Source organism: Pseudomonas lalucatii (assembly GCF_018398425.1).
In the GTDB taxonomy this organism is placed as follows: domain Bacteria; phylum Pseudomonadota; class Gammaproteobacteria; order Pseudomonadales; family Pseudomonadaceae; genus Aquipseudomonas; species Aquipseudomonas lalucatii.
In genome coordinates this window covers 1,385,891-1,407,614 of record NZ_JADPMV010000001.1, presented here as the reverse complement: position 1 = coordinate 1,407,614, position 21,724 = coordinate 1,385,891, and the positions used below count along the sequence as shown (strand labels likewise).

Below are 21,724 nucleotides of genomic sequence, written 5' to 3'. Positions count from 1 at the left end.
GGTCAGTCGGGGCCGGTCGCGGTGTGATCCGGCGGGGCCGGTGGCAGGCCCTGGGCGCAGCCTGGGCAGAGGCAGGCCCGGTTGCGCTGGGCGGCCGGCAGGTGCGCGAGGGCTTCCCGGGCGACGGGGGCCGCGAAACACCAGCACTGCTGCACCGGCGTCGGCGAGCCGGCCTGGGCGCACCGATTATGCCGGCCGCAGAGCGGGCAGCGGGTGGCGGCGTGGCTCATGTGCTCTCTTCGCAAAGGCGGTTGCGCCCGGACTGCTTGGCCCGATACAGGGCGCGGTCGGCACGGCCGATCAGCTGGTCGAGGGCGTCGTCCTGATGAAGCTCGGCGAGGCCGAGGCTGGTGGTGATCCGCAGCTGGGCGCCGGCATGCTGGAAGCGGTTCTGCTCGGTGTGCAGGCGAATCTTTTCCGCCAGCTGGCGCGCCTGAGCGGGGTGGGTGTCCTTGAACAGCAGGATGAACTCCTCGCCACCCCAGCGACAGATGATGTCTGACTGGCGCAGGTCGCCGCGCAGCTGGGCGGCGAATCCGCGCAGCACCTCGTCGCCGGCCAGGTGGCCATGGTTGTCGTTGAGTTGTTTGAAGTGGTCGAGGTCGAGCAGCAGGGCACACAACGGACTCTGCTGGCGACGTGCCTCCTGAATCGCCTGATTGGCCAGCAGCTCGAAACCCCGGCGATTGGGCAGCTCGGTGAGGGCGTCGGTGGTGGCCAGGGCAGCGATGCGGGCCTGATGGCGGCGCAGGGCGAAGCTGACCACGCCCAGCACCAGGGCGGTGACCAGCAGGCAGACCAGCAGGTTCAGGTAGAGCGAGCGGCGGATGCCGGCGACGGCGCCGTCTTCCTGCTTGTCGACGAACAGGTACCAGTTCAGCTCGGGGATGAAGCGCACGTTGAGGTAATGCCCGCGGCCCTGCTCCTCGTAGGTGAAGTTGCCGTTCTGCGGTAGCTGGGCCGGCAAGTCCTGCAGCCCTTCGATTTGTGCGAGCGCCTGGCCGACCCGGGCGCCCTGGGGGCCACCGCTGGCGCCGGTGAGGGTGATGCGTCCGTCGGTGTCGACGAAATACACGCTTCGGCCATAGCGCTGCTGGTAGGCGTCGATCAGCTGGACCACCGCATCCACGGTCAGGCCCACGCCGGTGGCGCCGATGAAGCGTTGCCGGTAGTCGAGCACCCGGTAGTTGATGAAGACCGTCAGGCGGTCCTGATTGGCCAGGTCGACATCGACGTTGATCTCGTAGGGCGTGTCCAGGCCGCGCACCCGGTAGTACCAGGCGTCGCGTGGCTGCTCCCGGTCCACCTGTTTGAGCACGCCCTTGGCCTGGTAGTAGGTGCGCGACTGTTCCGAGACGAAGAAGCTGGTGATGGCGCCGTACTGTTGCTGCACCTCGGCCAGGTAGCGGGTCATCTGCCCGACGTCCTGCTCGCCGGCGATCACCCAGTCGCGCACGAAGGTATCGCGGGCCATCATCGAGGCGATCAGCACCGGGCGGACCAGGTCCTTCTGGATCTCCGAGTAGACGTTGTCGGAGGTCAGCGGCAGCTCGGTGTTGACGATGTTGTCGCGGATCGACTCGAGGGCGGTGTGGTAGCTGGCCAGTGAGGTGGCCAGAAAGCCGCCGCCGAGCAGGAGCAGCAGAAGCAGGATCAGCGCGCGTTGGCTGGATTGGGCGGTGGCGGGGGACATGCGGGGTTCTGTGGGGTGGGCGAGGCCGCCATGCTAGCCTGCCGCAGGCCTGGCGTCACCGACTCGATCTCGCCGAGCGGTCATCGCGAGCCCTCTGCAACACCTTGTCACCCATCGGGGCGCCATTCGTTTCGCACCGGATGCGCCCTGGAAGGTCAGATGCTGTGTGAGCGCGCCCAGAAACCGGTGTCGGTCGGTGAATGCCCTGCGCTCGAAGGAGGCCGCCATGCACTACAAATCCCTACTCGTTGCGTTGTTCGGGCTGTCGTTGACCGGTTGTGCGGTGTACGGCGGGGGCTACGACCATGGCTACCGGGGTTACGAGCGCCATTACTCGAGCAACTACCACCAGGTGCAGCGCTATCCGGTCTATGTGGTGCCGCGTTATCACGGGCATGACCTGCGTCGGCATGACGGGCGCCATTTCACGCCTCGCCGGCATGACCAGCGCCGCTATCTGCCGGCACCCGACGCGCGCCACTATGGTGTCGATCGCCGCTCCGTGCATCGTCTGGAAGGGCGGCGCGATTACCGCTCGGCAGAGCCCCGGCCGGGATGGCGGGGGCAGCACTTCAAGCCGGACGAGCGCACGCCGAAACTGCGGCACAGGCACCGCGGCGCAGGTGGCGACGGTTATCGCGGCCGGCAGCGTCGGCAGTATTAGTGCGTGGAGGGCCCGTGCGTCGCGGTGCTGCGGCGGGCGGGCCTAGCGCGACAGCCTAGTTCTCGGCGCCCGCCCGGAGGCTTCGCCATGCTGCCGAGTGAGCCTCGCATGTACAGGGTTCAGACCGTGTGACTCGATCCCCTGTGTACATTCCGGGACTGTCCGCTGGCCACTGCTGCCGGGTTGCTCGGGAGAGTGCCATGGGACGATTGTTTTTTTGGGCCATGCCCCGCACCATGGCTGTCGGGCGAATATAGGGAATCCTCGGTTTGCAGATAGGACGGAGCGTGGCGCAGCCTGCCTGGCGTCGGACGTGGATGATCGTCTGGCCGTTGGTCATGCTGCTCGCCACCTGCGCGTTGTCGGCGGACTGGGACTTCGCCCGCATCGGCCGATTGGCCGAGCAGTTGTACGGCACTTCGCGGGACGGTCGCGAGCGGCTCACCAGCTGGCAACGGCTATTGCAGGAGCAGGTCGGCGCGAGCGAGGCCGAACAGCTCGAGGCGGTGAACCGCTTCTTCAATCTGCGGCTGCGCTTTCGCGACGATATCGAGCTGTGGCGGGTCCGCGACTATTGGGCGACGCCGGTCGAGGCACTGCACCTGGGCGCCGGAGACTGCGAGGACTTCGCCATCGCCAAGTATTTCAGCCTGCGCCAGCTCGGCGTGCCGAGCGATAAATTGCGCATCACCTACGTCAAGGCCGTGCGCCTGAACCAGGCACACATGGTGCTCACCTATTACCCGCACCCTACGGCCACGCCCCTGGTACTGGACAACCTGATCGACGCCATCGAACCGGCCAACCGCCGCACCGACCTGGTGCCGGTCTATGCCTTCAATGGCGAAGGGCTGTGGCTGCCGGGCAGCGGTGGCGGCAAGAAAGTCGGAGACAGCAAGCGCTTGTCGCGTTGGCAGGATCTGTTGAAAAAGATGAGGGCCGAGGGATTTCCCTGAAGCGGGCCGGAAGGAGTCGTTCATGTCACTGTTCAAGCAGCTGTTCATCGCCATCTGTGTGCTGATGCTGGTGAGCTTCACCGGCAGTTTTCTGGTCAGCGTGGAGAGTTCCCGCGAGCAGCAGGTCAACCAGTTGCGCGCCCATGCCCAGGATGCGGCGACGGCCCTGGGGCTGTCGCTGAGCCCGCATATCGAGGATGCGGCCATGGTCGAGCTGATGGTCAGCTCGATCTTCGACAGTGGCTATTTCAAGAGCATCCGGGTGATCGACTCCGCCAGCGGCGAAGTGCTGGTCGAGCGCAGCGGTGTGCCGGTCAGCGCCGAGGCGCCGCAGTGGTTCGCCGACCTGGTCGACCTGGCGCCGGCCAGCGGCGATGCCATCGTCAGCGACGGCTGGCGTCAGGCGGCGCGGGTCGAAGTGGTCAGCCACCCGCTGTTCGCCATCGGCAAGCTGTGGCAAAGCGCCCTGGGTATCCTGCTGTGGCTGGCCCTCAGCGGCCTGCTGTGCATCGCCCTGGGCGTCCTGCTGCTCAAGCGCCAGCTGCGCCCGCTGGATTATCTGGTGGAGCAGTCCAACGCCATCGCCCGGCGCGAGTTTCTCAGTCTGCCGGACTTGCCCAGGACCCCGGAGTTTCGCCGCGTGGTCAAGGCCATGAACCAGATGGTGGAGAAGCTCAAGGCGTTGTTCGCCGAGCAGGCCGCGCGCAGCGAGCAGCTGCGCGCCGAGGCCTATCAGGACAGCCTCACGGGCCTGGCCAACAGGCGCTACTTCGATCTGCAGCTGCATGCGCGCCTGAATGTCGAGGAGCAGGCCTGCAGCGGTTTTCTCGTGTTGCTGCGGGTCGACGACCTGGCCGGGCTCAATCAGCGGCTGGGTGGTCAACGCACCGACCAGCTGATCAAGAGCGTGGCCGAGCAACTGTTGCAGTTCTGCCAGGGGCGTTACCTGTTGGCGCGCAACCGGGGCGGCGAGTTCGCCATCCTGGCGCCTGGCCTGCATCGCGACGAAGCCGAACAGCTGGCCGAAAGCCTCGATGCGGCGCTGGCGAGCCTGCAGCAGACCGGCGTCAGCGATCGCCTGCCGATGGCCCACATCGGCATGACCGCCTTCGCCCCGGGGGCGGACACCGCCGACCTCTATCGCCGACTGGACGAGGCCTTGGCCCAGGCGGCCAGCCAGACCCTGCAGCACTGGGCCTGCAGCGAAGACGGCGTGTCCAGCCCGGCCGCCGACGAGCGCCAGAGCTGGCACCGCCTGCTCGATCAGGCACTGCAGCAGGGACGATTCCAGCTGCACTTCCAGCCGGTGGTCGATGCCGCCGAGCCCGGGCGCATCTTGCATCACAAGGTGCTGGCCCGCCTGCTCGACGAGCAGGGTGGATTGATACCCGCGGGGCGCTTCCTGCCCTGGCTGGAGCGCTTCGGCTGGACCGCCCGTCTGGACCTGGCGATGCTGGGGTGGGTGTTGGCACAGATGGAGGGTCACGACGTCCACCTGGCGCTGAGCCTGTCTGGAACCACGGTGCGTGAGCCGCAAGCCCTGGCGGCCCTGTACGAGATGTTGCGCCAGCATAGTCAGCTGGGGCCGCGCCTGACCCTGGAGCTGGACGAGGACCAGCTGCCCGAGCAGGGCGCGCTGGAGGCGCTCACCCAGCACCTGCATGGCATGGGTTTCGGCCTGGGACTGCAGCATTTCGGCGGCCGCTTCAGCATGATCGGCAACCTGGCCAAGCTGGGGCTCGGCTACCTCAAGGTGGATGGCAGCTATATCCGCGCCATCGACCAGGAGAACGACAAGCGCCTGTTCATCGAAGCCATGCAACGGGCGGCCAACAGCATCGACCTGCCCTTGATCGCCGAGCGCGTGGAAACCGAGGGGGAATGGCAGGTGCTACGCGAGATGGGCATCAGTGCGGTACAGGGCCGCCTGTTCGGCGAGCCGGCGCCCTGGCGATAAAAGGGGGGAGGGCTGATCAGATCAGCCCGGACTCGTCGTCGTTGATCAGGCGCTGTAGCCCGCCCAGGGCGTCACGGGCCTTGCTGCGGCCCACCAGCTTGCTCTGCGCGGCCTCCGGCAGGTCGGTGATGCGCACCACGCCCTTGCGGATCAGCACGGTGATCAGGTCTTCCAGTACCCGGATCATGTCCAGATCGCTCTGCTGCAACTTGAGCAGACTGCTTTCCACGGCCTGGTTGGCGTACCAGGCCTGAGCCTCCTGGCTGTCGGCGGCAATCTCTCCGTCCATGCCCTCGAACGGTGCCGCTTCGACCTGCTCCAGGTTGCCCCAGGCATCCCGCTTTACATACAACATCGACCACTCCTTACTCGGCTAGGCACTTGCCAAACATGATCCCCCGCCACCCGTAGCGATGGCGGCGGGGGACATGCGTGTCAACTATGGTCGATCTTGATGGTCGGGTCGGCACCGGCAATCAGCGAGTTGATGCTGCTACCGGACAGATCCACGCCCGTCAGCTCGATGCTGGTATTGGCATTGACCGCCGCACCGCCACCGGCGTTCAGCTGGCCTGTGGTGCTGATCAGCAGGGTCGAGGTACCGGCGTTGGTCACTACCTGCAAGTAATTGTCGATGGTGGCGTCGGTTTCGCCGACCAACAGATCGCGTAGGTCGATACGATCGCCTTGGCCGATATTGAAGTCGGTGATCCGGTCGGTGCCTGTATGGCCTGCTTGCCAGACGAAGCTATCCGCTCCGGTGCCGCCGATGAGGATATCGTCGCCCGCGCCGCCGATAAGGATGTCGTTGCCGGTACCGCCGTCTAGGGTGTCGTTACCCAGTCCGCCATTGAGCGTGTCGTTGCCAGCACCGCCGCTGATGTAGTCATTGCCGGTGCCGCCGACAAAGGTCGAATCGGCCGAGCCGCCGATGATGGTCTTGGCGGTGCTGGTACCGTCACTGACCTCGAGAGACAGCGTCGGAGCGAAGCCAGTAGGCAGTGCCGAACTGGTGACCAGGTAGATCTTGTCGGTCCCCGAGGTCGTTGTGGGGGTGTTCAGCAGAGACGTATAGGGGCTCAGGTCAAACACGCCCTGGGCGTTGGCGTTGATTTCCTGGTAGCTGCCGTCGGCCAGCACCACGTTGATCGATGAGCCTGCCGGCAGGTCGCTGAGTGCCAGGCTGGTGATGGTCTCCGGCGTTCCCACTGTGTCCTGCACCACGGCATACACGTCCACCGGGTAGCTGTAGCTGGTCAGGCCTGTCGGGTTGGGGTCGATGGCAATGTACTCGATCTGGAAGCCGTTGTTCTTGGCATTGGCGCCGAAGGCATTGGCAGCGCCCAGGCCGATAGCCAGGCTGCTCATGTCGGCGCCGATCGAATAGGTCACGTTGGCGGATGTATTGCCACCCTGATTGAACAGGCCGCCGTCGAGCGTGGCATTGAGCGTGGCTTTGGTGATGGTGCCGGTGATGCCAGTGAGGCTTACGGACCAACTACCGCCGGAGTTGACAGTGGCAACGCGAGTCACGGTGCTGGTGACACCGGCATTGTTCACTTCCAGTTGCAGTTCCACCTTGAGATTGGAGGAGGAAACGACGGACGTCGACGAGGTGCCGATCGAGCCAGTCAGCGTGCTTTGACCCACCAGGTCGGCGGTTTCCAGCTTGCTGCTGATCTTGACCACGTCATCGGCAGAGTTCTTCAGTCGCAGTGCCATGTATTGCATGCCGGTCGGAAAACTGAAGTTGATTGCTTCGTTACCGTCGATGCGCTGGGACTGTGTGCCGTTGTCGCCCGGGCTGTTGACACCCAGGTTGTTGCCGCCCGACCAGTTGAAGGTGGAACTGCTGCCGGTGGAAATGGTCACGCCGTTGCCGAAGGTGAATTCGCTCTTGCCGGTCAGGCCGCTATCGCCGATGAAGCTGATTTCATTGACGACCGGGGTGCCGATGACAATGGAAACATCATTGGCAGGTATGGCGTCGGCCACTGGATTGATGGTGATCAGGCTGGTGTCGACATCAGTCAAAGCGCCGCCGGCACCGGTATTGCCGCCATCGTTGCTGGTCATGCTCAGGGAAACACTGCCGCTGTCATCCTTGAGCGGAACATAGCTCGGTTGGGTCGCCGGAGCTGCTAGATAGGCATTGATATCGACAAGTGTGCCAGTCAGAACAATAGTGCCCGTACCCGAACCGCTAACCGCGACACCGCTGGCTGCTGCGGCGCTCAGGGACCCACGGGCAACCGCCAGGGTAACCGAGACAAGACCGGAGGCCACATCCACATCGCTCACCGACAGCCCGCTCAGCTTGATCGCGGTGTCTTCATCGGTGATGTAGTTCGCCGGCAGTTGATTGATCGGCGCGTCGTTGACCGGGTTGATCAGGATGGACACGGTGGCTGGGGTTTGGTCCGGGTTGCCGGCGACATCGCTGGCGCGGTACTGGAAGTTGGTGCTGCCATTCCAGTCGGCGTTTGGTGTGAAGCTCAGGTTGGCCTGATCACCAATTGCGGGAATGGCCTGGCCAACCTGGACCGCCTGGCCGTTGTACATCAGCGTGCCGTTCACCGGCAGGCTGGTGATGGTGAAGTTGGCAATGCTGCTGGCGGTATCGGTCGCGCTCAGGGTGATGGTGATGGGGCCGGAGTCCTCATTGGCGACAACGGCTACATCAGCGGTTTCGGGAGCAGTGGTGTCACCAATGGTGATGGTGGCGGAATTCGATTCCGTATCAGTGCCATCCTGCGCCGTAGCCGTCACTGTCACGCTCAGGCTGCCAACCGGATTGCCTGGGAGCGTCATGGTCAGGCCGCCGATGCTCACGCCTTGGGTGGTCGGATCAATTGTTATGGAATAGCTGCCCGAACTGGTAAGGGGCAGCGTCCAGGTGCCGTCGCCATTGGCCGATCCGGCGGACAGGGTGGCGCCGGCGGGAACCGCGACCGTGATGCTGGCAATGGATTCGGAGTAGTCGATGTCGCTCGGTGTGGCCGTGATTGTGAGTGGATAGCTAGTGCTGGAGGCAAACTCGATCGAGTTGATCAGATAGTCATCCCCTGCGCGCGGTGCGGTGAACTCGATACGGCTGATCGCGGCACCGGTGCTACTGGTCAGGGTGATGGCTGGATCGACGGAGTCGGTTATCCCGGCGATCGTATTGCTACCGATCAGATTGCCGGCGCTGTCGAAGAGGTTATAGGTCGCTCTTTCGCCGGTATGCAGCCAGGCGAAGCGAACAGTCGCGCTCGCTACCGGCGCATCGAACGTCACAGTGAGTCGCTCCGATTGGCCGCCGGAGTAGCCAAGCTCACTGTTGGCGCCGGATGCCGCACCGACGACGCCGAAACCAACAGGGCTGCTATTGCTGGAAATCACCCCCGCAGTGCCATCGGGATTGAACGCCTGAACGGTGTAGCCTTGGCCGCTGGCTGCCGCGTTCGCGCTGGTGATGGTGGTGGTGCTGGCGCTGGCGGCACCGACATCGATGGTGACGATAGGTGCATCGGCAACGGGGGTAACGGTGATGCCGAGAGTGGACGTGTCGGAACTCACACCGTTGGTCACGGTATAGGTGACGCTAGGTACCGGGCCGCTGTAGTCATGGGCCGGCACAAAGCTGTAAGTACCGTTCGCGGCGATCGTGAGCGTGCCCACGCCGTTGATCGTCGCAGTTTGACCGGCGCTGTATGAGGCCGAGTCCCCCGTCACCGAGAACCCGGTTACCGTGGCAGTGCCGACAGCTGTGGTGGCGTTGTCAAGCACGTTGCCGTTAAGTGGCGTGTCTTCGAGCGTGCTCCGGGACTCGTTATCATCGTCGATGTCGTTGTCGGTGATAGCGCTGGTCGCCGTACCCTCTGTCTGGCTGATCGCCGTTGCCTCGAACACACCGACTGCACTGACCATGTTAATGCTGGCTACCAGGGCCTCGGTACTTTCGACCAACGTATCGTCCGTCGCGGTGACGGTGAAAGTTTTCTCACTATTACCACCCGCGACGGTGACGCTGGCCGGCAGAGCGCTGGTGTCGGCACCGCCGCTGGCGGCGCCGCTCCAGGTGAGAGCAACGACAACCTCCTTGTCGAGCGGTACGCTCACCAGGTTACCGGCGGCATCTTTGAGGCTGACGGTGTAGATCAGGCTGCCACCTTCGGCGACGCTGGCAGCATTAACGCTGATGTGGGCATAGACGGTGTCTTCGATGCCGGGATTCGGCTCGTCGGTGACGGTCACGGACGTGTTGCCGGCGTTGACCAGGTTCTCGAAGACGTTGCCGCCGGTGACGCTGGCGATGCTGTTGACGACGGCCGGCTGACCGCCGACCAGGGCGTCATCGGCCACGGTGACCGGGGCGCTGCTGCCGCTGGTGGCGCCGGCGGCGATGCTCACGGTTTCACCGTTGGCCAGGGTGAAGGTCAGGCCGCTGTGGCCGGTGACCGGCAGGCCGCTGGTGGTGGACAGGGTCACGGTGTAGACGATCTGGCCGCCTTCGGCGACGGTGTCGACGTTGCTGGTCAGGGTCGCGGTGACGGTGTCGGAGGTGTCGCTGATGGCGACGCTGGCAGCGCTGCCCAGGGTCAGGTTCTCGAAGGCGGCGCCGTTGACGGTGGCGTTGGTGACGCCGAGGGTCAGGGTGCCGGCATCGACCAGCACATCATCGCCCTGCGCGGCGGCGCTGTACTCGGCCGACGTCTGATTGGCGAGGATGGTGACGGTGTCGCCATTGCTCAGGGTGACCAGCACGTCGCTGGCCTGGGCCTGGCTGATGCTGATCACGAAGACCGGCTGCTGGGCTTCGCTGTAGCTGTTTTCCTTGCCGGCGATGCTGAGGGTGATCGGATCACCTTCATTCGGGCTGCCGGGGGTGCCCGGGTTGCCCGGCGTGCCCGGCTCGTCGGTGACGGTCACGGACGTGTTGCCGGCGTTGACCAGGTTCTCGAAGACGTTGCCGCCGGTGACGCTGGCGATGCTGTTGACGACGGCCGGCTGGCCGCCGACCAGGGCGTCATCGGCCACGGTGACCGGGGCGCTGCTGCCGCTGGTGGCGCCGGCGGCGATGCTCACGGTTTCACCGTTGGCCAGGGTGAAGGTCAGGCCGCTGTGGCCGGTGACCGGCAGGCCGCTGGTGGTGGACAGGGTCACGGTGTAGACGATCTGGCCGCCTTCGGCGACGGTGTCGACGTTGCTGGTCAGGGTCGCGGTGACGGTGTCGGGGGTGTCGCTGATGGCGACGCTGGCAGCGCTGCCCAGGGTCAGGTTCTCGAAGGCGGCGCCGTTGACGGTGGCGTTGGTGACGCCGAGGGTCAGGGTGCCGGCATCGACCAGCACATCATCGCCCTGCGCGGCGGCGCTGTACTCGGCCGACGTCTGATTGGCGAGGATGGTGACGGTGTCGCCATTGCTCAGGGTGACCAGCACGTCGCTGGCCTGGGCCTGGCTGATGCTGATCACGAAGACCGGCTGCTGGGCTTCGCTGTAGCTGTTTTCCTTGCCGGCGATGCTGAGGGTGATCGGATCACCTTCATTCGGGCTGCCGGGGGTGCCCGGGTTGCCCGGCGTGCCCGGCTCGTCGGTGACGGTCACGGACGTGTTGCCGGCGTTGACCAGGTTCTCGAAGACGTTGCCGCCGGTGACGCTGGCGATGCTGTTGACGACGGCCGGCTGGCCGCCGACCAGGGCGTCATCGGCCACGGTGACCGGGGCGCTGCTGCCGCTGGTGGCGCCGGCGGCGATGCTCACGGTTTCACCGTTGGCCAGGGTGAAGGTCAGGCCGCTGTGGCCGGTGACCGGCAGGCCGCTGGTGGTGGACAGGGTCACGGTGTAGACGATCTGGCCGCCTTCGGCGACGGTGTCGACGTTGCTGGTCAGGGTCGCGGTGACGGTGTCGGAGGTGTCGCTGATGGCGACGCTGGCAGCGCTGCCCAGGGTCAGGTTCTCGAAGGCGGCGCCGTTGACGGTGGCGTTGGTGACGCCGAGGGTCAGGGTGCCGGCATCGACCAGCACATCATCGCCCTGCGCGGCGGCGCTGTACTCGGCCGACGTCTGATTGGCGAGGATGGTGACGGTGTCGCCATTGCTCAGGGTGACCAGCACGTCGCTGGCCTGGGCCTGGCTGATGCTGATCACGAAGACCGGCTGCTGGGCTTCGCTGTAGCTGTTTTCCTTGCCGGCGATGCTGAGGGTGATCGGATCACCTTCATTCGGGCTGCCGGGGGTGCCCGGGTTGCCCGGCGTGCCCGGCTCGTCGGTGACGGTCACGGACGTGTTGCCGGCGTTGACCAGGTTCTCGAAGACGTTGCCGCCGGTGACGCTGGCGATGCTGTTGACGACGGCCGGCTGGCCGCCGACCAGGGCGTCATCGGCCACGGTGACCGGGGCGCTGCTGCCGCTGGTGGCGCCGGCGGCGATGCTCACGGTTTCACCGTTGGCCAGGGTGAAGGTCAGGCCGCTGTGGCCGGTGACCGGCAGGCCGCTGGTGGTGGACAGGGTCACGGTGTAGACGATCTGGCCGCCTTCGGCGACGGTGTCGACGTTGCTGGTCAGGGTCGCGGTGACGGTGTCGGAGGTGTCGCTGATGGCGACGCTGGCAGCGCTGCCCAGGGTCAGGTTCTCGAAGGCGGCGCCGTTGACGGTGGCGTTGGCTACGCCGAGGGTCAGGGTGCCGGCATCGACCAGCACATCATCGCCCTGCGCGGCGGCGCTGTACTCGGCCGACGTCTGATTGGCGAGGATGGTGACGGTGTCGCCATTGCTCAGGGTGACCAGCACGTCGCTGGCCTGGGCCTGGCTGATGCTGATCACGAAGACCGGCTGCTGGGCTTCGCTGTAGCTGTTTTCCTTGCCGGCGATGCTGAGGGTGATCGGATCACCTTCATTCGGGCTGCCGGGGGTGCCCGGGTTGCCCGGCGTGCCCGGCTCGTCGGTGACGGTCACGGACGTGTTGCCGGCGTTGACCAGGTTCTCGAAGACGTTGCCGCCGGTGACGCTGGCGATGCTGTTGACGACGGCCGGCTGGCCGCCGACCAGGGCGTCATCGGCCACGGTGACCGGGGCGCTGCTGCCGCTGGTGGCGCCGGCGGCGATGCTCACGGTTTCACCGTTGGCCAGGGTGAAGGTCAGGCCGCTGTGGCCGGTGACCGGCAGGCCGCTGGTGGTGGACAGGGTCACGGTGTAGACGATCTGGCCGCCTTCGGCGACGGTGTCGACGTTGCTGGTCAGGGTCGCGGTGACGGTGTCGGATGTGTCGCTGATGGCGACGCTGGCAGCGCTGCCCAGGGTCAGGTTCTCGAAGGCGGCGCCGTTGACGGTGGCGTTGGTGACGCCGAGGGTCAGGGTGCCGGCATCGACCAGCACATCATCGCCCTGCGCGGCGGCGCTGTACTCGGCCGACGTCTGATTGGCGAGGATGGTGACGGTGTCGCCATTGCTCAGGGTGACCAGCACGTCGCTGGCCTGGGCCTGGCTGATGCTGATCACGAAGACCGGCTGCTGGGCTTCGCTGTAGCTGTTTTCCTTGCCGGCGATGCTGAGGGTGATCGGATCACCTTCATTCGGGCTGCCGGGGGTGCCCGGGTTGCCCGGCGTGCCCGGCTCGTCGGTGACGGTCACGGACGTGTTGCCGGCGTTGACCAGGTTCTCGAAGACGTTGCCGCCGGTGACGCTGGCGATGCTGTTGACGACGGCCGGCTGGCCGCCGACCAGGGCGTCATCGGCCACGGTGACCGGGGCGCTGCTGCCGCTGGTGGCGCCGGCGGCGATGCTCAGGGTTTCACCGTTGGCCAGGGTGAAGGTCAGGCCGCTGTGGCCGGTGACCGGCAGGCCGCTGGTGGTGGACAGGGTCACGGTGTAGACGATCTGGCCGCCTTCGGCGACGGTGTCGACGTTGCTGGTCAGGGTCGCGGTGACGGTGTCGGGGGTGTCGCTGATGGCGACGCTGGCAGCGCTGCCCAGGGTCAGGTTCTCGAAGGCGGCGCCGTTGACGGTGGCGTTGGTGACGCCGAGGGTCAGGGTGCCGGCATCGACCAGCACATCATCGCCCTGCGCGGCGGCGCTGTACTCGGCCGACGTCTGATTGGCGAGGATGGTGACGGTGTCGCCATTGCTCAGGGTGACCAGCACGTCGCTGGCCTGGGCCTGGCTGATGCTGATCACGAAGACCGGCTGCTGGGCTTCGCTGTAGCTGTTTTCCTTGCCGGCGATGCTGAGGGTGATCGGATCACCTTCATTCGGGCTGCCGGGGGTGCCCGGGTTGCCCGGCGTGCCCGGCTCGTCGGTGACGGTCACGGACGTGTTGCCGGCGTTGACCAGGTTCTCGAAGACGTTGCCGCCGGTGACGCTGGCGATGCTGTTGACGACGGCCGGCTGGCCGCCGACCAGGGCGTCATCGGCCACGGTGACCGGGGCGCTGCTGCCGCTGGTGGCGCCGGCGGCGATGCTCACGGTTTCACCGTTGGCCAGGGTGAAGGTCAGGCCGCTGTGGCCGGTGACCGGCAGGCCGCTGGTGGTGGACAGGGTCACGGTGTAGACGATCTGGCCGCCTTCGGCGACGGTGTCGACGTTGCTGGTCAGGGTCGCGGTGACGGTGTCGGGGGTGTCGCTGATGGCGACGCTGGCAGCGCTGCCCAGGGTCAGGTTCTCGAAGGCGGCGCCGTTGACGGTGGCGTTGGCTACGCCGAGGGTCAGGGTGCCGGCATCGACCAGCACATCATCGCCTTGCGCGGCGGCGCTGTACTCGGCCGACGTCTGATTGGCGAGGATGGTGACGGTGTCGCCATTGCTCAGGGTGACCAGCACGTCGCTGGCCTGGGCCTGGCTGATGCTGATCACGAAGACCGGCTGCTGGGCTTCGCTGTAGCTGCTTTCCTTGCCGGCGATGCTGAGGGTGATCGGATCACCTTCATTCGGGCTGCCGGGGGTGCCCGGGTTGCCCGGCGTGCCCGGCTCGTCGGTGACGGTCACGGACGTGTTGCCGGCGTTGACCAGGTTCTCGAAGACGTTGCCGCCGGTGACGCTGGCGATGCTGTTGACGACGGCCGGCTGGCCGCCGACCAGGGCGTCATCGGCCACGGTGACCGGGGCGCTGCTGCCGCTGGTGGCGCCGGCGGCGATGCTCACGGTTTCACCGTTGGCCAGGGTGAAGGTCAGGCCGCTGTGGCCGGTGACCGGCAGGCCGCTGGTGGTGGACAGGGTCACGGTGTAGACGATCTGGCCGCCTTCGGCGACGGTGTCGACGTTGCTGGTCAGGGTCGCGGTGACGGTGTCGGATGTGTCGCTGATGGCGACGCTGGCAGCGCTGCCCAGGGTCAGGTTCTCGAAGGCGGCGCCGTTGACGGTGGCGTTGGTGACGCCGAGGGTCAGGGTGCCGGCATCGACCAGCACATCATCGCCCTGCGCGGCGGCGCTGTACTCGGCCGACGTCTGATTGGCGAGGATGGTGACGGTGTCGCCATTGCTCAGGGTGACCAGCACGTCGCTGGCCTGGGCCTGGCTGATGCTGATCACGAAGACCGGCTGCTGGGCTTCGCTGTAGCTGCTTTCCTTGCCGGCGATGCTGAGGGTGATCGGATCACCTTCATTCGGGCTGCCGGGGGTGCCCGGGTTGCCCGGCGTGCCCGGCTCGTCGGTGACGGTCACGGACGTGTTGCCGGCGTTGACCAGGTTCTCGAAGACGTTGCCGCCGGTGACGCTGGCGATGCTGTTGACGACGGCCGGCTGGCCGCCGACCAGGGCGTCATCGGCCACGGTGACCGGGGCGCTGCTGCCGCTGGTGGCGCCGGCGGCGATGCTCAGGGTTTCACCGTTGGCCAGGGTGAAGGTCAGGCCGCTGTGGCCGGTGACCGGCAGGCCGCTGGTGGTGGACAGGGTCACGGTGTAGACGATCTGGCCGCCTTCGGCGACGGTGTCGACGTTGCTGGTCAGGGTCGCGGTGACGGTGTCGGATGTGTCGCTGATGGCGACGCTGGCAGCGCTGCCCAGGGTCAGGTTCTCGAAGGCGGCGCCGTTGACGGTGGCGTTGGTGACGCCGAGGGTCAGGGTGCCGGCATCGACCAGCACATCATCGCCCTGCGCGGCGGCGCTGTACTCGGCCGACGTCTGATTGGCGAGGATGGTGACGGTGTCGCCATTGCTCAGGGTGACCAGCACGTCGCTGGCCTGGGCCTGGCTGATGCTGATCACGAAGACCGGCTGCTGGGCTTCGCTGTAGCTGCTTTCCTTGCCGGCGATGCTGAGGGTGATCGGATCACCTTCATTCGGGCTGCCGGGGGTGCCCGGGTTGCCCGGCGTGCCCGGCTCGTCGGTGACGGTCACGGACGTGTTGCCGGCGTTGACCAGGTTCTCGAAGACGTTGCCGCCGGTGACGCTGGCGATGCTGTTGACGACGGCCGGCTGGCCGCCGACCAGGGCGTCATCGGCCACGGTGACCGGGGCGCTGCTGCCGCTGGTGGCGCCGGCGGCGATGCTCAGGGTTTCACCGTTGGCCAGGGTGAAGGTCAGGCCGCTGTGGCCGGTGACCGGCAGGCCGCTGGTGGTGGACAGGGTCACGGTGTAGACGATCTGGCCGCCTTCGGCGACGGTGTCGACGTTGCTGGTCAGGGTCGCGGTGACGGTGTCGGGGGTGTCGCTGATGGCGACGCTGGCAGCGCTGCCCAGGGTCAGGTTCTCGAAGGCGGCGCCGTTGACGGTGGCGTTGGTGACGCCGAGGGTCAGGGTGCCGGCATCGACCAGCACATCATCGCCCTGCGCGGCGGCGCTGTACTCGGCCGACGTCTGATTGGCGAGGATGGTGACGGTGTCGCCATTGCTCAGGGTGACCAGCACGTCGCTGGCCTGGGCCTGGCTGATGCTGATCACGAAGACCGGCTGCTGGGCTTCGCTGTAGCTGTTTTCCTTGCCGGCGATGCTGAGGGTGATCGGATCACCTTCATTCGGGCTGCCGGGGGTGCCCGGGTTGCCCGGCGTGCCCGGCTCGTCGGTGACGGTCACGGACGTGTTGCCGGCGTTGACCAGGTTCTCGAAGACGTTGCCGCCGGTGACGCTGGCGATGCTGTTGACGACGGCCGGCTGGCCGCCGACCAGGGCGTCATCGGCCACGGTGACCGGGGCGCTGCTGCCGCTGGTGGCGCCGGCGGCGATGCTCACGGTTTCACCGTTGGCCAGGGTGAAGGTCAGGCCGCTGTGGCCGGTGACCGGCAGGCCGCTGGTGGTGGACAGGGTCACGGTGTAGACGATCTGGCCGCCTTCGGCGACGGTGTCGACGTTGCTGGTCAGGGTCGCGGTGACGGTGTCGGAGGTGTCGCTGATGGCGACGCTGGCAGCGCTGCCCAGGGTCAGGTTCTCGAAGGCGGCGCCGTTGACGGTGGCGTTGGCTACGCCGAGGGTCAGGGTGCCGGCATCGACCAGCACATCATCGCCCTGCGCGGCGGCGCTGTACTCGGCCGACGTCTGATTGGCGAGGATGGTGACGGTGTCGCCATTGCTCAGGGTGACCAGCACGTCGCTGGCCTGGGCCTGGCTGATGCTGACCACGAAGACCGGCTGCTGGGCTTCGCTGTAGCTGTTTTCCTTGCCGGCGATGCTGAGGGTGATCGGATCACCTTCATTCGGGCTGCCCGGGTTGCCCGGCGTGCCCGGCTCGTCGGTGACGGTCACGGACGTGTTGCCGGCGTTGACCAGGCTCTCGAAGACGTTGCCGCCGGTGACGCTGGCGATGCTGTTGACGACGGCCGGCTGACCGCCGACCAGGGCGTCATCGGCCACGGTGACCGGGGCGCTGCTGCCACTGGTGGCGCCGGCGGCGATGCTCAGGGTTTCACCGTTGGCCAGGGTGAAGGTCAGGCCGCTGTGGCCGGTGACCGGCAGGCCGCTGGTGGTGGACAGGGTCACGGTGTAGACGATCTGGCCGCCTTCGGCGACGGTGTCGACGTTGCTGGTCAGGGTCGCGGTGACGGTGTCGGAGGTGTCGCTGATGGCGACGCTGGCAGCGCTGCCCAGGGTCAGGTTCTCGAAGGCGGCGCCGTTGACGGTGGCGTTGGCTACGCCGAGGGTCAGGGTGCCGGCATCGACCAGCACATCATCGCCCTGCGCGGCGGCGCTGTACTCGGCCGACGTCTGATTGGCGAGGATGGTGACGGTGTCGCCATTGCTCAGGGTGACCAGCACATCGCTGGCCTGGGCCTGGCTGATGCTGATCACGAAGACCGGCTGCTGGGCTTCGCTGTAGCTGTTTTCCTTGCCGGCGATGCTGAGGGTGATCGGATCACCTTCATTCGGGCTGCCCGGGTTGCCCGGCGTGCCCGGCTCGTCGGTGACGGTCACGGACGTGTTGCCGGCGTTGACCAGGCTCTCGAAGACGTTGCCGCCGGTGACGCTGGCGATGCTGTTGACGACGGCCGGCTGACCGCCGACCAGGGCGTCATCGGCCACGGTGACCGGGGCGCTGCTGCCGCTGGTGGCGCCGGCGGCGATGCTCACGGTTTCACCGTTGGCCAGGGTGAAGGTCAGGCCGCTGTGGCCGGTGACCGGCAGGCCGCTGGTGGTGGACAGGGTCACGGTGTAGACGATCTGGCCGCCTTCGGCGACGGTGTCGACGTTGCTGGTCAGGGTCGCGGTGACGGTGTCGGGGGTGTCGCTGATGGCGACGCTGGCAGCGCTGCCCAGGGTCAGGTTCTCGAAGGCGGCGCCGTTGACGGTGGCGTTGGCTACGCCGAGGGTCAGGGTGCCGGCATCGACCAGCACATCATCGCCCTGCGCGGCGGCGCTGTACTCGGCCGACGTCTGATTGGCGAGGATGGTGACGGTGTCGCCATTGCTCAGGGTGACCAGCACATCGCTGGCCTGGGCCTGGCTGATGCTGATCACGAAGACCGGCTGCTGGGCTTCGCTGTAGCTGTTTTCCTTGCCGGCGATGCTGAGGGTGATCGGATCACCTTCATTCGGGCTGCCCGGGTTGCCCGGCGTGCCCGGCTCGTCGGTGACGGTCACGGACGTGTTGCCGGCGTTGACCAGGCTCTCGAAGACGTTGCCGCCGGTGACGCTGGCGATGCTGTTGACGACGGCCGGCTGACCGCCGACCAGGGCGTCATCGGCCACGGTGACCGGGGCGCTGCTGCCGCTGGTGGCGCCGGCGGCGATGCTCACGGTTTCACCGTTGGCCAGGGTGAAGGTCAGGCCGCTGTGGCCGGTGACCGGCAGGCCGCTGGTGGTGGACAGGGTCACGGTGTAGACGATCTGGCCGCCTTCGGCGACGGTGTCGACGTTGCTGGTCAGGGTCGCGGTGACGGTGTCGGAGGTGTCGCTGATGGCGACGCTGGCAGCGCTGCCCAGGGTCAGGTTCTCGAAGGCGGCGCCGTTGACGGTGGCGTTGGCTACGCCGAGGGTCAGGGTGCCGGCATCGACCAGCACATCATCGCCCTGCGCGGCGGCGCTGTACTCGGCCGACGTCTGATTGGCGAGGATGGTGACGGTGTCGCCATTGCTCAGGGTGACCAGCACATCGCTGGCCTGGGCCTGGCTGATGCTGATCACGAAGACCGGCTGCTGGGCTTCGCTGTAGCTGTTTTCCTTGCCGGCGATGCTGAGGGTGATCGGATCACCTTCATTCGGGCTGCCCGGGTTGCCCGGCGTGCCCGGCTCGTCGGTGACGGTCACGGACGTGTTGCCGGCGTTGACCAGGCTCTCGAAGACGTTGCCGCCGGTGACGCTGGCGATGCTGTTGACGACGGCCGGCTGACCGCCGACCAGGGCGTCATCGGCCACGGTGACCGGGGCGCTGCTGCCGCTGGTGGCGCCGGCGGCGATGCTCAGGGTTTCACCGTTGGCCAGGGTGAAGGTCAGGCCGCTGTGGCCGGTGACCGGCAGGCCGCTGGTGGTGGACAGGGTCACGGTGTAGACGATCTGGCCGCCTTCGGCGACGGTGTCGACGTTGCTGGTCAGGGTCGCGGTGACGGTGTCGGGGGTGTCGCTGATGGCGACGCTGGCAGCGCTGCCCAGGGTCAGGTTCTCGAAGGCGGCGCCGTTGACGGTGGCGTTGGCTACGCCGAGGGTCAGGGTGCCGGCATCGACCAGCACATCATCGCCCTGCGCGGCGGCGCTGTACTCGGCCGACGTCTGATTGGCGAGGATGGTGACGGTGTCGCCATTGCTCAGGGTGACCAGCACATCGCTGGCCTGGGCCTGGCTGATGCTGATCACGAAGACCGGCTGCTGGGCTTCGCTGTAGCTGTTTTCCTTGCCGGCGATGCTGAGGGTGACTACAGAAGGGGGGGCAACAGCTTCGGCCGGAGTGGTTGCAGGGTTAACGAGGGCACTATCTTCTTCAGTGGTAGTTGCGCCTGTAAATGCCAAGCCAGCGGTCTCAAACCCAACCGTCGGATCCAGCTGCTGGCCCGTTTCATCCAGCATCACGAAACTGTGGCCGCCGCCTTGGGCGCCGCCGGCTCCACCGGTAGCGCCAGGTCCTGCGGCAGTGGGTTCCAGCTCGGCGGTCGGGTCGAGGCCCGCGGCGATGGCCTGCTCCAGCTCGGAGGTCGGCCCATTATCCGCTTGCGCCTGTTCGGCACCTTCGGCGCGGCCGGCCTGCCACTGGCTGCTTTCGCCGATGTCTACTTGGTCGCCATTGGCCAGTTGCAAGGTGACCGAGCTGCCCAGGGCGGTGATGAGCTGCTCGCCCTGGAACAGGCGTTCCCCTTCGAAGACCTGGCGCTTCAGTCCATCCAGGGAGGTTGCGAACACCTGGCCGACAATGGATTTGATGATGGCGACGAAACTAGACATAGACAGCTCCATGCGCGCGTAGGCGCGGCGTGATCCTTCGATTAAAGTCGCTTGTGTTCTTTTTTTAAAGCAGAATTGGCGTCAATAATGTGGCATTTGTGTTTTTTCGAGTTGCTTTATGTCAGAGTATTGACCGTGTAGGCGTGATCATAAACAATCTCTGCCGATAATGTCACTTTGATATCTTTGGCTTCGTTTGTGTGATGCAGATCATACTATCGGTGGCTTTGGGCTGCTTTGCGTGCGAGCGCGCCGGGCGGTGAAATAGCTTCCCCTTGGCTGGCATGCAGCCAGCCTCCGCCTGAAAGGAATCCTATAGATCATGCGTTTTTCAGCCCTTTTCCCCCTTTCCCTGTCCCTCGTGGTGTCCTTGTCTGCTCAGGGGCAGACCCTCAGTGAGGCGATGCAGAGTGCCCTCGATGTGCATCCGGAAATCCAGGCCGGGATCAATGCACGCCTGTCCGTGGAGGAGCAGATGAAGGCGGCCAGGGGCGGCTATTTGCCGCAGGTCGACCTGCTCGCGGGCTACGGTCGCGAGGGTACCGATAGCCCCACTAGCCGGGCCGGTGGCGGGCACGGCTACAGGACGCTGACTCGCGGAGAGTCGACGCTGCGCCTGCAGCAGATGCTCTTCGACGGCTTCGCCACCAGCAGCGAGGTCGGCCGCCAGCGCGCCACCGTCAACGCGCGGGCCTATGAGGTGCTGGGTACGTCCGAGCGCACTGGCCTGGACGTGGTCCAGGTCTACCTGGAAGTCCTCAAGCGCCAGAACCTGGTGCGCCTGGCCGAGGATAACCTGCTCAGTCACGAACGTATCTACGATCAGATCTCGCTGCGCAGTCAGAGTGGGGTGGGGCGCATGGCCGACCTGGACCAGGCCGAGGCGCGCTTGGCCCAGGCCCGCAATAATCTGATCACCGAGCAGACCAACCTGGCCGATGCCCAGGTCAACTACTTCAGCGTGGTCGGTCGCGGGGCCAGCGAGCTGAGCCTGCCGCAGGGGCTGCCGGGCGGCCTGCCGGAGAACCTGCAGGCGGCGCGCGAGGAGATGCTGGCGAACAACCCCTTCCTGAGTTCCGCCGAGGCCGACGTACAGGCCAGCGAGCAGCAGTATCAGGCGGCCAAGTCGACCTTCTACCCGCGCTTCGATGCCGAACTGTCGCGGGGGGCGGACAACAACATAGATGGCACGCCGGGTCACAGCAACGAGTGGCAGGCGATGCTGCGCATGCGCTACAACCTGTTCGCCGGCGGCAGCAACAAGGCCGACCTGCAGTCCAAGGCGCACCAGATCAATCAGGCCATGGATATCCGCAACAACGCCCTGCGGGTGCTGATCGAGGAACTGGGGCTGGCCTGGAACGCCCTGGACAATGCGCGTCAGCAGTTGCCGATCGCCCAGCAATACGTCGATCACAGCAGCCGGGTACGCGCCTCCTACCAGAAGCAATTCACCTTGGGCGAGCGCAGCCTGCTGGATCTGCTCGACAGCGAGAATGAGTTGTTCACCGCCTCGCGGCGCCTGGAAGACGTGCGCTTCATTGAGCTGTTTACTCAATACCGGATCAAGGCCACCATGGGCTCCCTGCTCAAGAGCCAGGGTGTCGTGGCGCCGATGGCCGCCGCGCCACTGGACGTGGTCAAGGCCAAGGTGGCGTTGCCTGCCCTCAATTGAG

The 21,724-nt window shown here is 66.2% G+C and carries 8 protein-coding genes; 4 read left to right on the top strand and 4 right to left on the bottom strand.

The window, feature by feature from the left end; translation table 11 throughout:
• Positions 1–2 precede the first annotated feature (2 nt).
• Positions 3–230 carry a cysteine-rich CWC family protein gene (locus tag I0D00_RS06300; RefSeq protein ID WP_213638896.1) on the bottom strand — a complete coding sequence of 76 codons (228 nt, stop codon included), beginning with the start codon at positions 228–230 and terminating at the stop codon, positions 3–5.
• A complete protein-coding gene (locus tag I0D00_RS06295) occupies positions 227–1,693 on the bottom strand; it encodes a sensor domain-containing diguanylate cyclase (protein ID WP_213638895.1) in 1,467 nt (488 codons plus the stop codon). The genes I0D00_RS06300 and I0D00_RS06295 overlap by 4 nt, the downstream gene beginning before the upstream one ends.
• A 226-nt stretch (positions 1,694–1,919) precedes the next feature.
• On the opposite strand from I0D00_RS06295, the gene I0D00_RS06290 reads away from it, so the two are divergent.
• The 3 genes from I0D00_RS06290 to lapD all read left to right on the top strand — a co-directional run bounded on the left by I0D00_RS06290 (position 1,920) and on the right by lapD (position 5,270).
• Positions 1,920–2,357: a hypothetical protein gene (locus I0D00_RS06290; protein WP_213638894.1), complete on the top strand. Its 438-nt coding sequence runs from the start codon at positions 1,920–1,922 to the stop codon at positions 2,355–2,357.
• Positions 2,358–2,674: 317 nt separating this feature from the next.
• Positions 2,675–3,313: a cysteine protease LapG gene (gene lapG, locus I0D00_RS06285; RefSeq protein WP_213640234.1), complete on the top strand. Its 639-nt coding sequence runs from the start codon at positions 2,675–2,677 to the stop codon at positions 3,311–3,313.
• Positions 3,314–3,335: 22 nt separating this feature from the next.
• Complete coding sequence (lapD, locus tag I0D00_RS06280; RefSeq protein WP_213638893.1) at positions 3,336–5,270, top strand: cyclic di-GMP receptor LapD; 1,935 nt, start codon at positions 3,336–3,338, stop codon at positions 5,268–5,270.
• A gap of 16 nt (positions 5,271–5,286) precedes the next feature.
• Here the strand turns inward: lapD and I0D00_RS06275 are convergent, their stop codons facing one another.
• Both I0D00_RS06275 and I0D00_RS06270 read right to left on the bottom strand, forming a co-directional pair.
• The gene (locus I0D00_RS06275) at positions 5,287–5,625 is read right to left on the bottom strand and encodes a tryptophan synthase subunit beta (protein ID WP_213638892.1); all 339 of its coding nucleotides are present in this window, start codon (positions 5,623–5,625) and stop codon (positions 5,287–5,289) included.
• Positions 5,626–5,705: 80 nt separating this feature from the next.
• A complete protein-coding gene (locus I0D00_RS06270; RefSeq protein ID WP_213640286.1) occupies positions 5,706–20,048 on the bottom strand; it encodes an immunoglobulin-like domain-containing protein in 14,343 nt (4,780 codons plus the stop codon).
• Between the two features lie 322 nt (positions 20,049–20,370).
• On the opposite strand from I0D00_RS06270, the gene I0D00_RS06265 reads away from it, so the two are divergent.
• Positions 20,371–21,723: a TolC family outer membrane protein gene (locus I0D00_RS06265; RefSeq protein WP_213638891.1), complete on the top strand. Its 1,353-nt coding sequence runs from the start codon at positions 20,371–20,373 to the stop codon at positions 21,721–21,723.
• The last annotated feature ends 1 nt before the right edge of the window (position 21,724 follow it).

Bases quoted from the DNA above. Each gene is read 5' to 3' on its own strand.
- I0D00_RS06300 (WP_213638896.1), bottom strand. From the start codon at position 230: ATGAGCCACGCCGCCACCCGCTGCCCGCTCTGCGGCCGGCATAATCGG.
- I0D00_RS06295 (WP_213638895.1), bottom strand. From the start codon at position 1,693: ATGTCCCCCGCCACCGCCCAATCCAGCCAACGCGCGCTGATCCTGCTT.
- I0D00_RS06290 (WP_213638894.1), top strand. From the start codon at position 1,920: ATGCACTACAAATCCCTACTCGTTGCGTTGTTCGGGCTGTCGTTGACC.
- lapG (WP_213640234.1), top strand. From the start codon at position 2,675: ATGATCGTCTGGCCGTTGGTCATGCTGCTCGCCACCTGCGCGTTGTCG.
- lapD (WP_213638893.1), top strand. From the start codon at position 3,336: ATGTCACTGTTCAAGCAGCTGTTCATCGCCATCTGTGTGCTGATGCTG.
- I0D00_RS06275 (WP_213638892.1), bottom strand. From the start codon at position 5,625: ATGTTGTATGTAAAGCGGGATGCCTGGGGCAACCTGGAGCAGGTCGAA.
- I0D00_RS06270 (WP_213640286.1), bottom strand. From the start codon at position 20,048: ATGTCTAGTTTCGTCGCCATCATCAAATCCATTGTCGGCCAGGTGTTC.
- I0D00_RS06265 (WP_213638891.1), top strand. From the start codon at position 20,371: ATGCGTTTTTCAGCCCTTTTCCCCCTTTCCCTGTCCCTCGTGGTGTCC.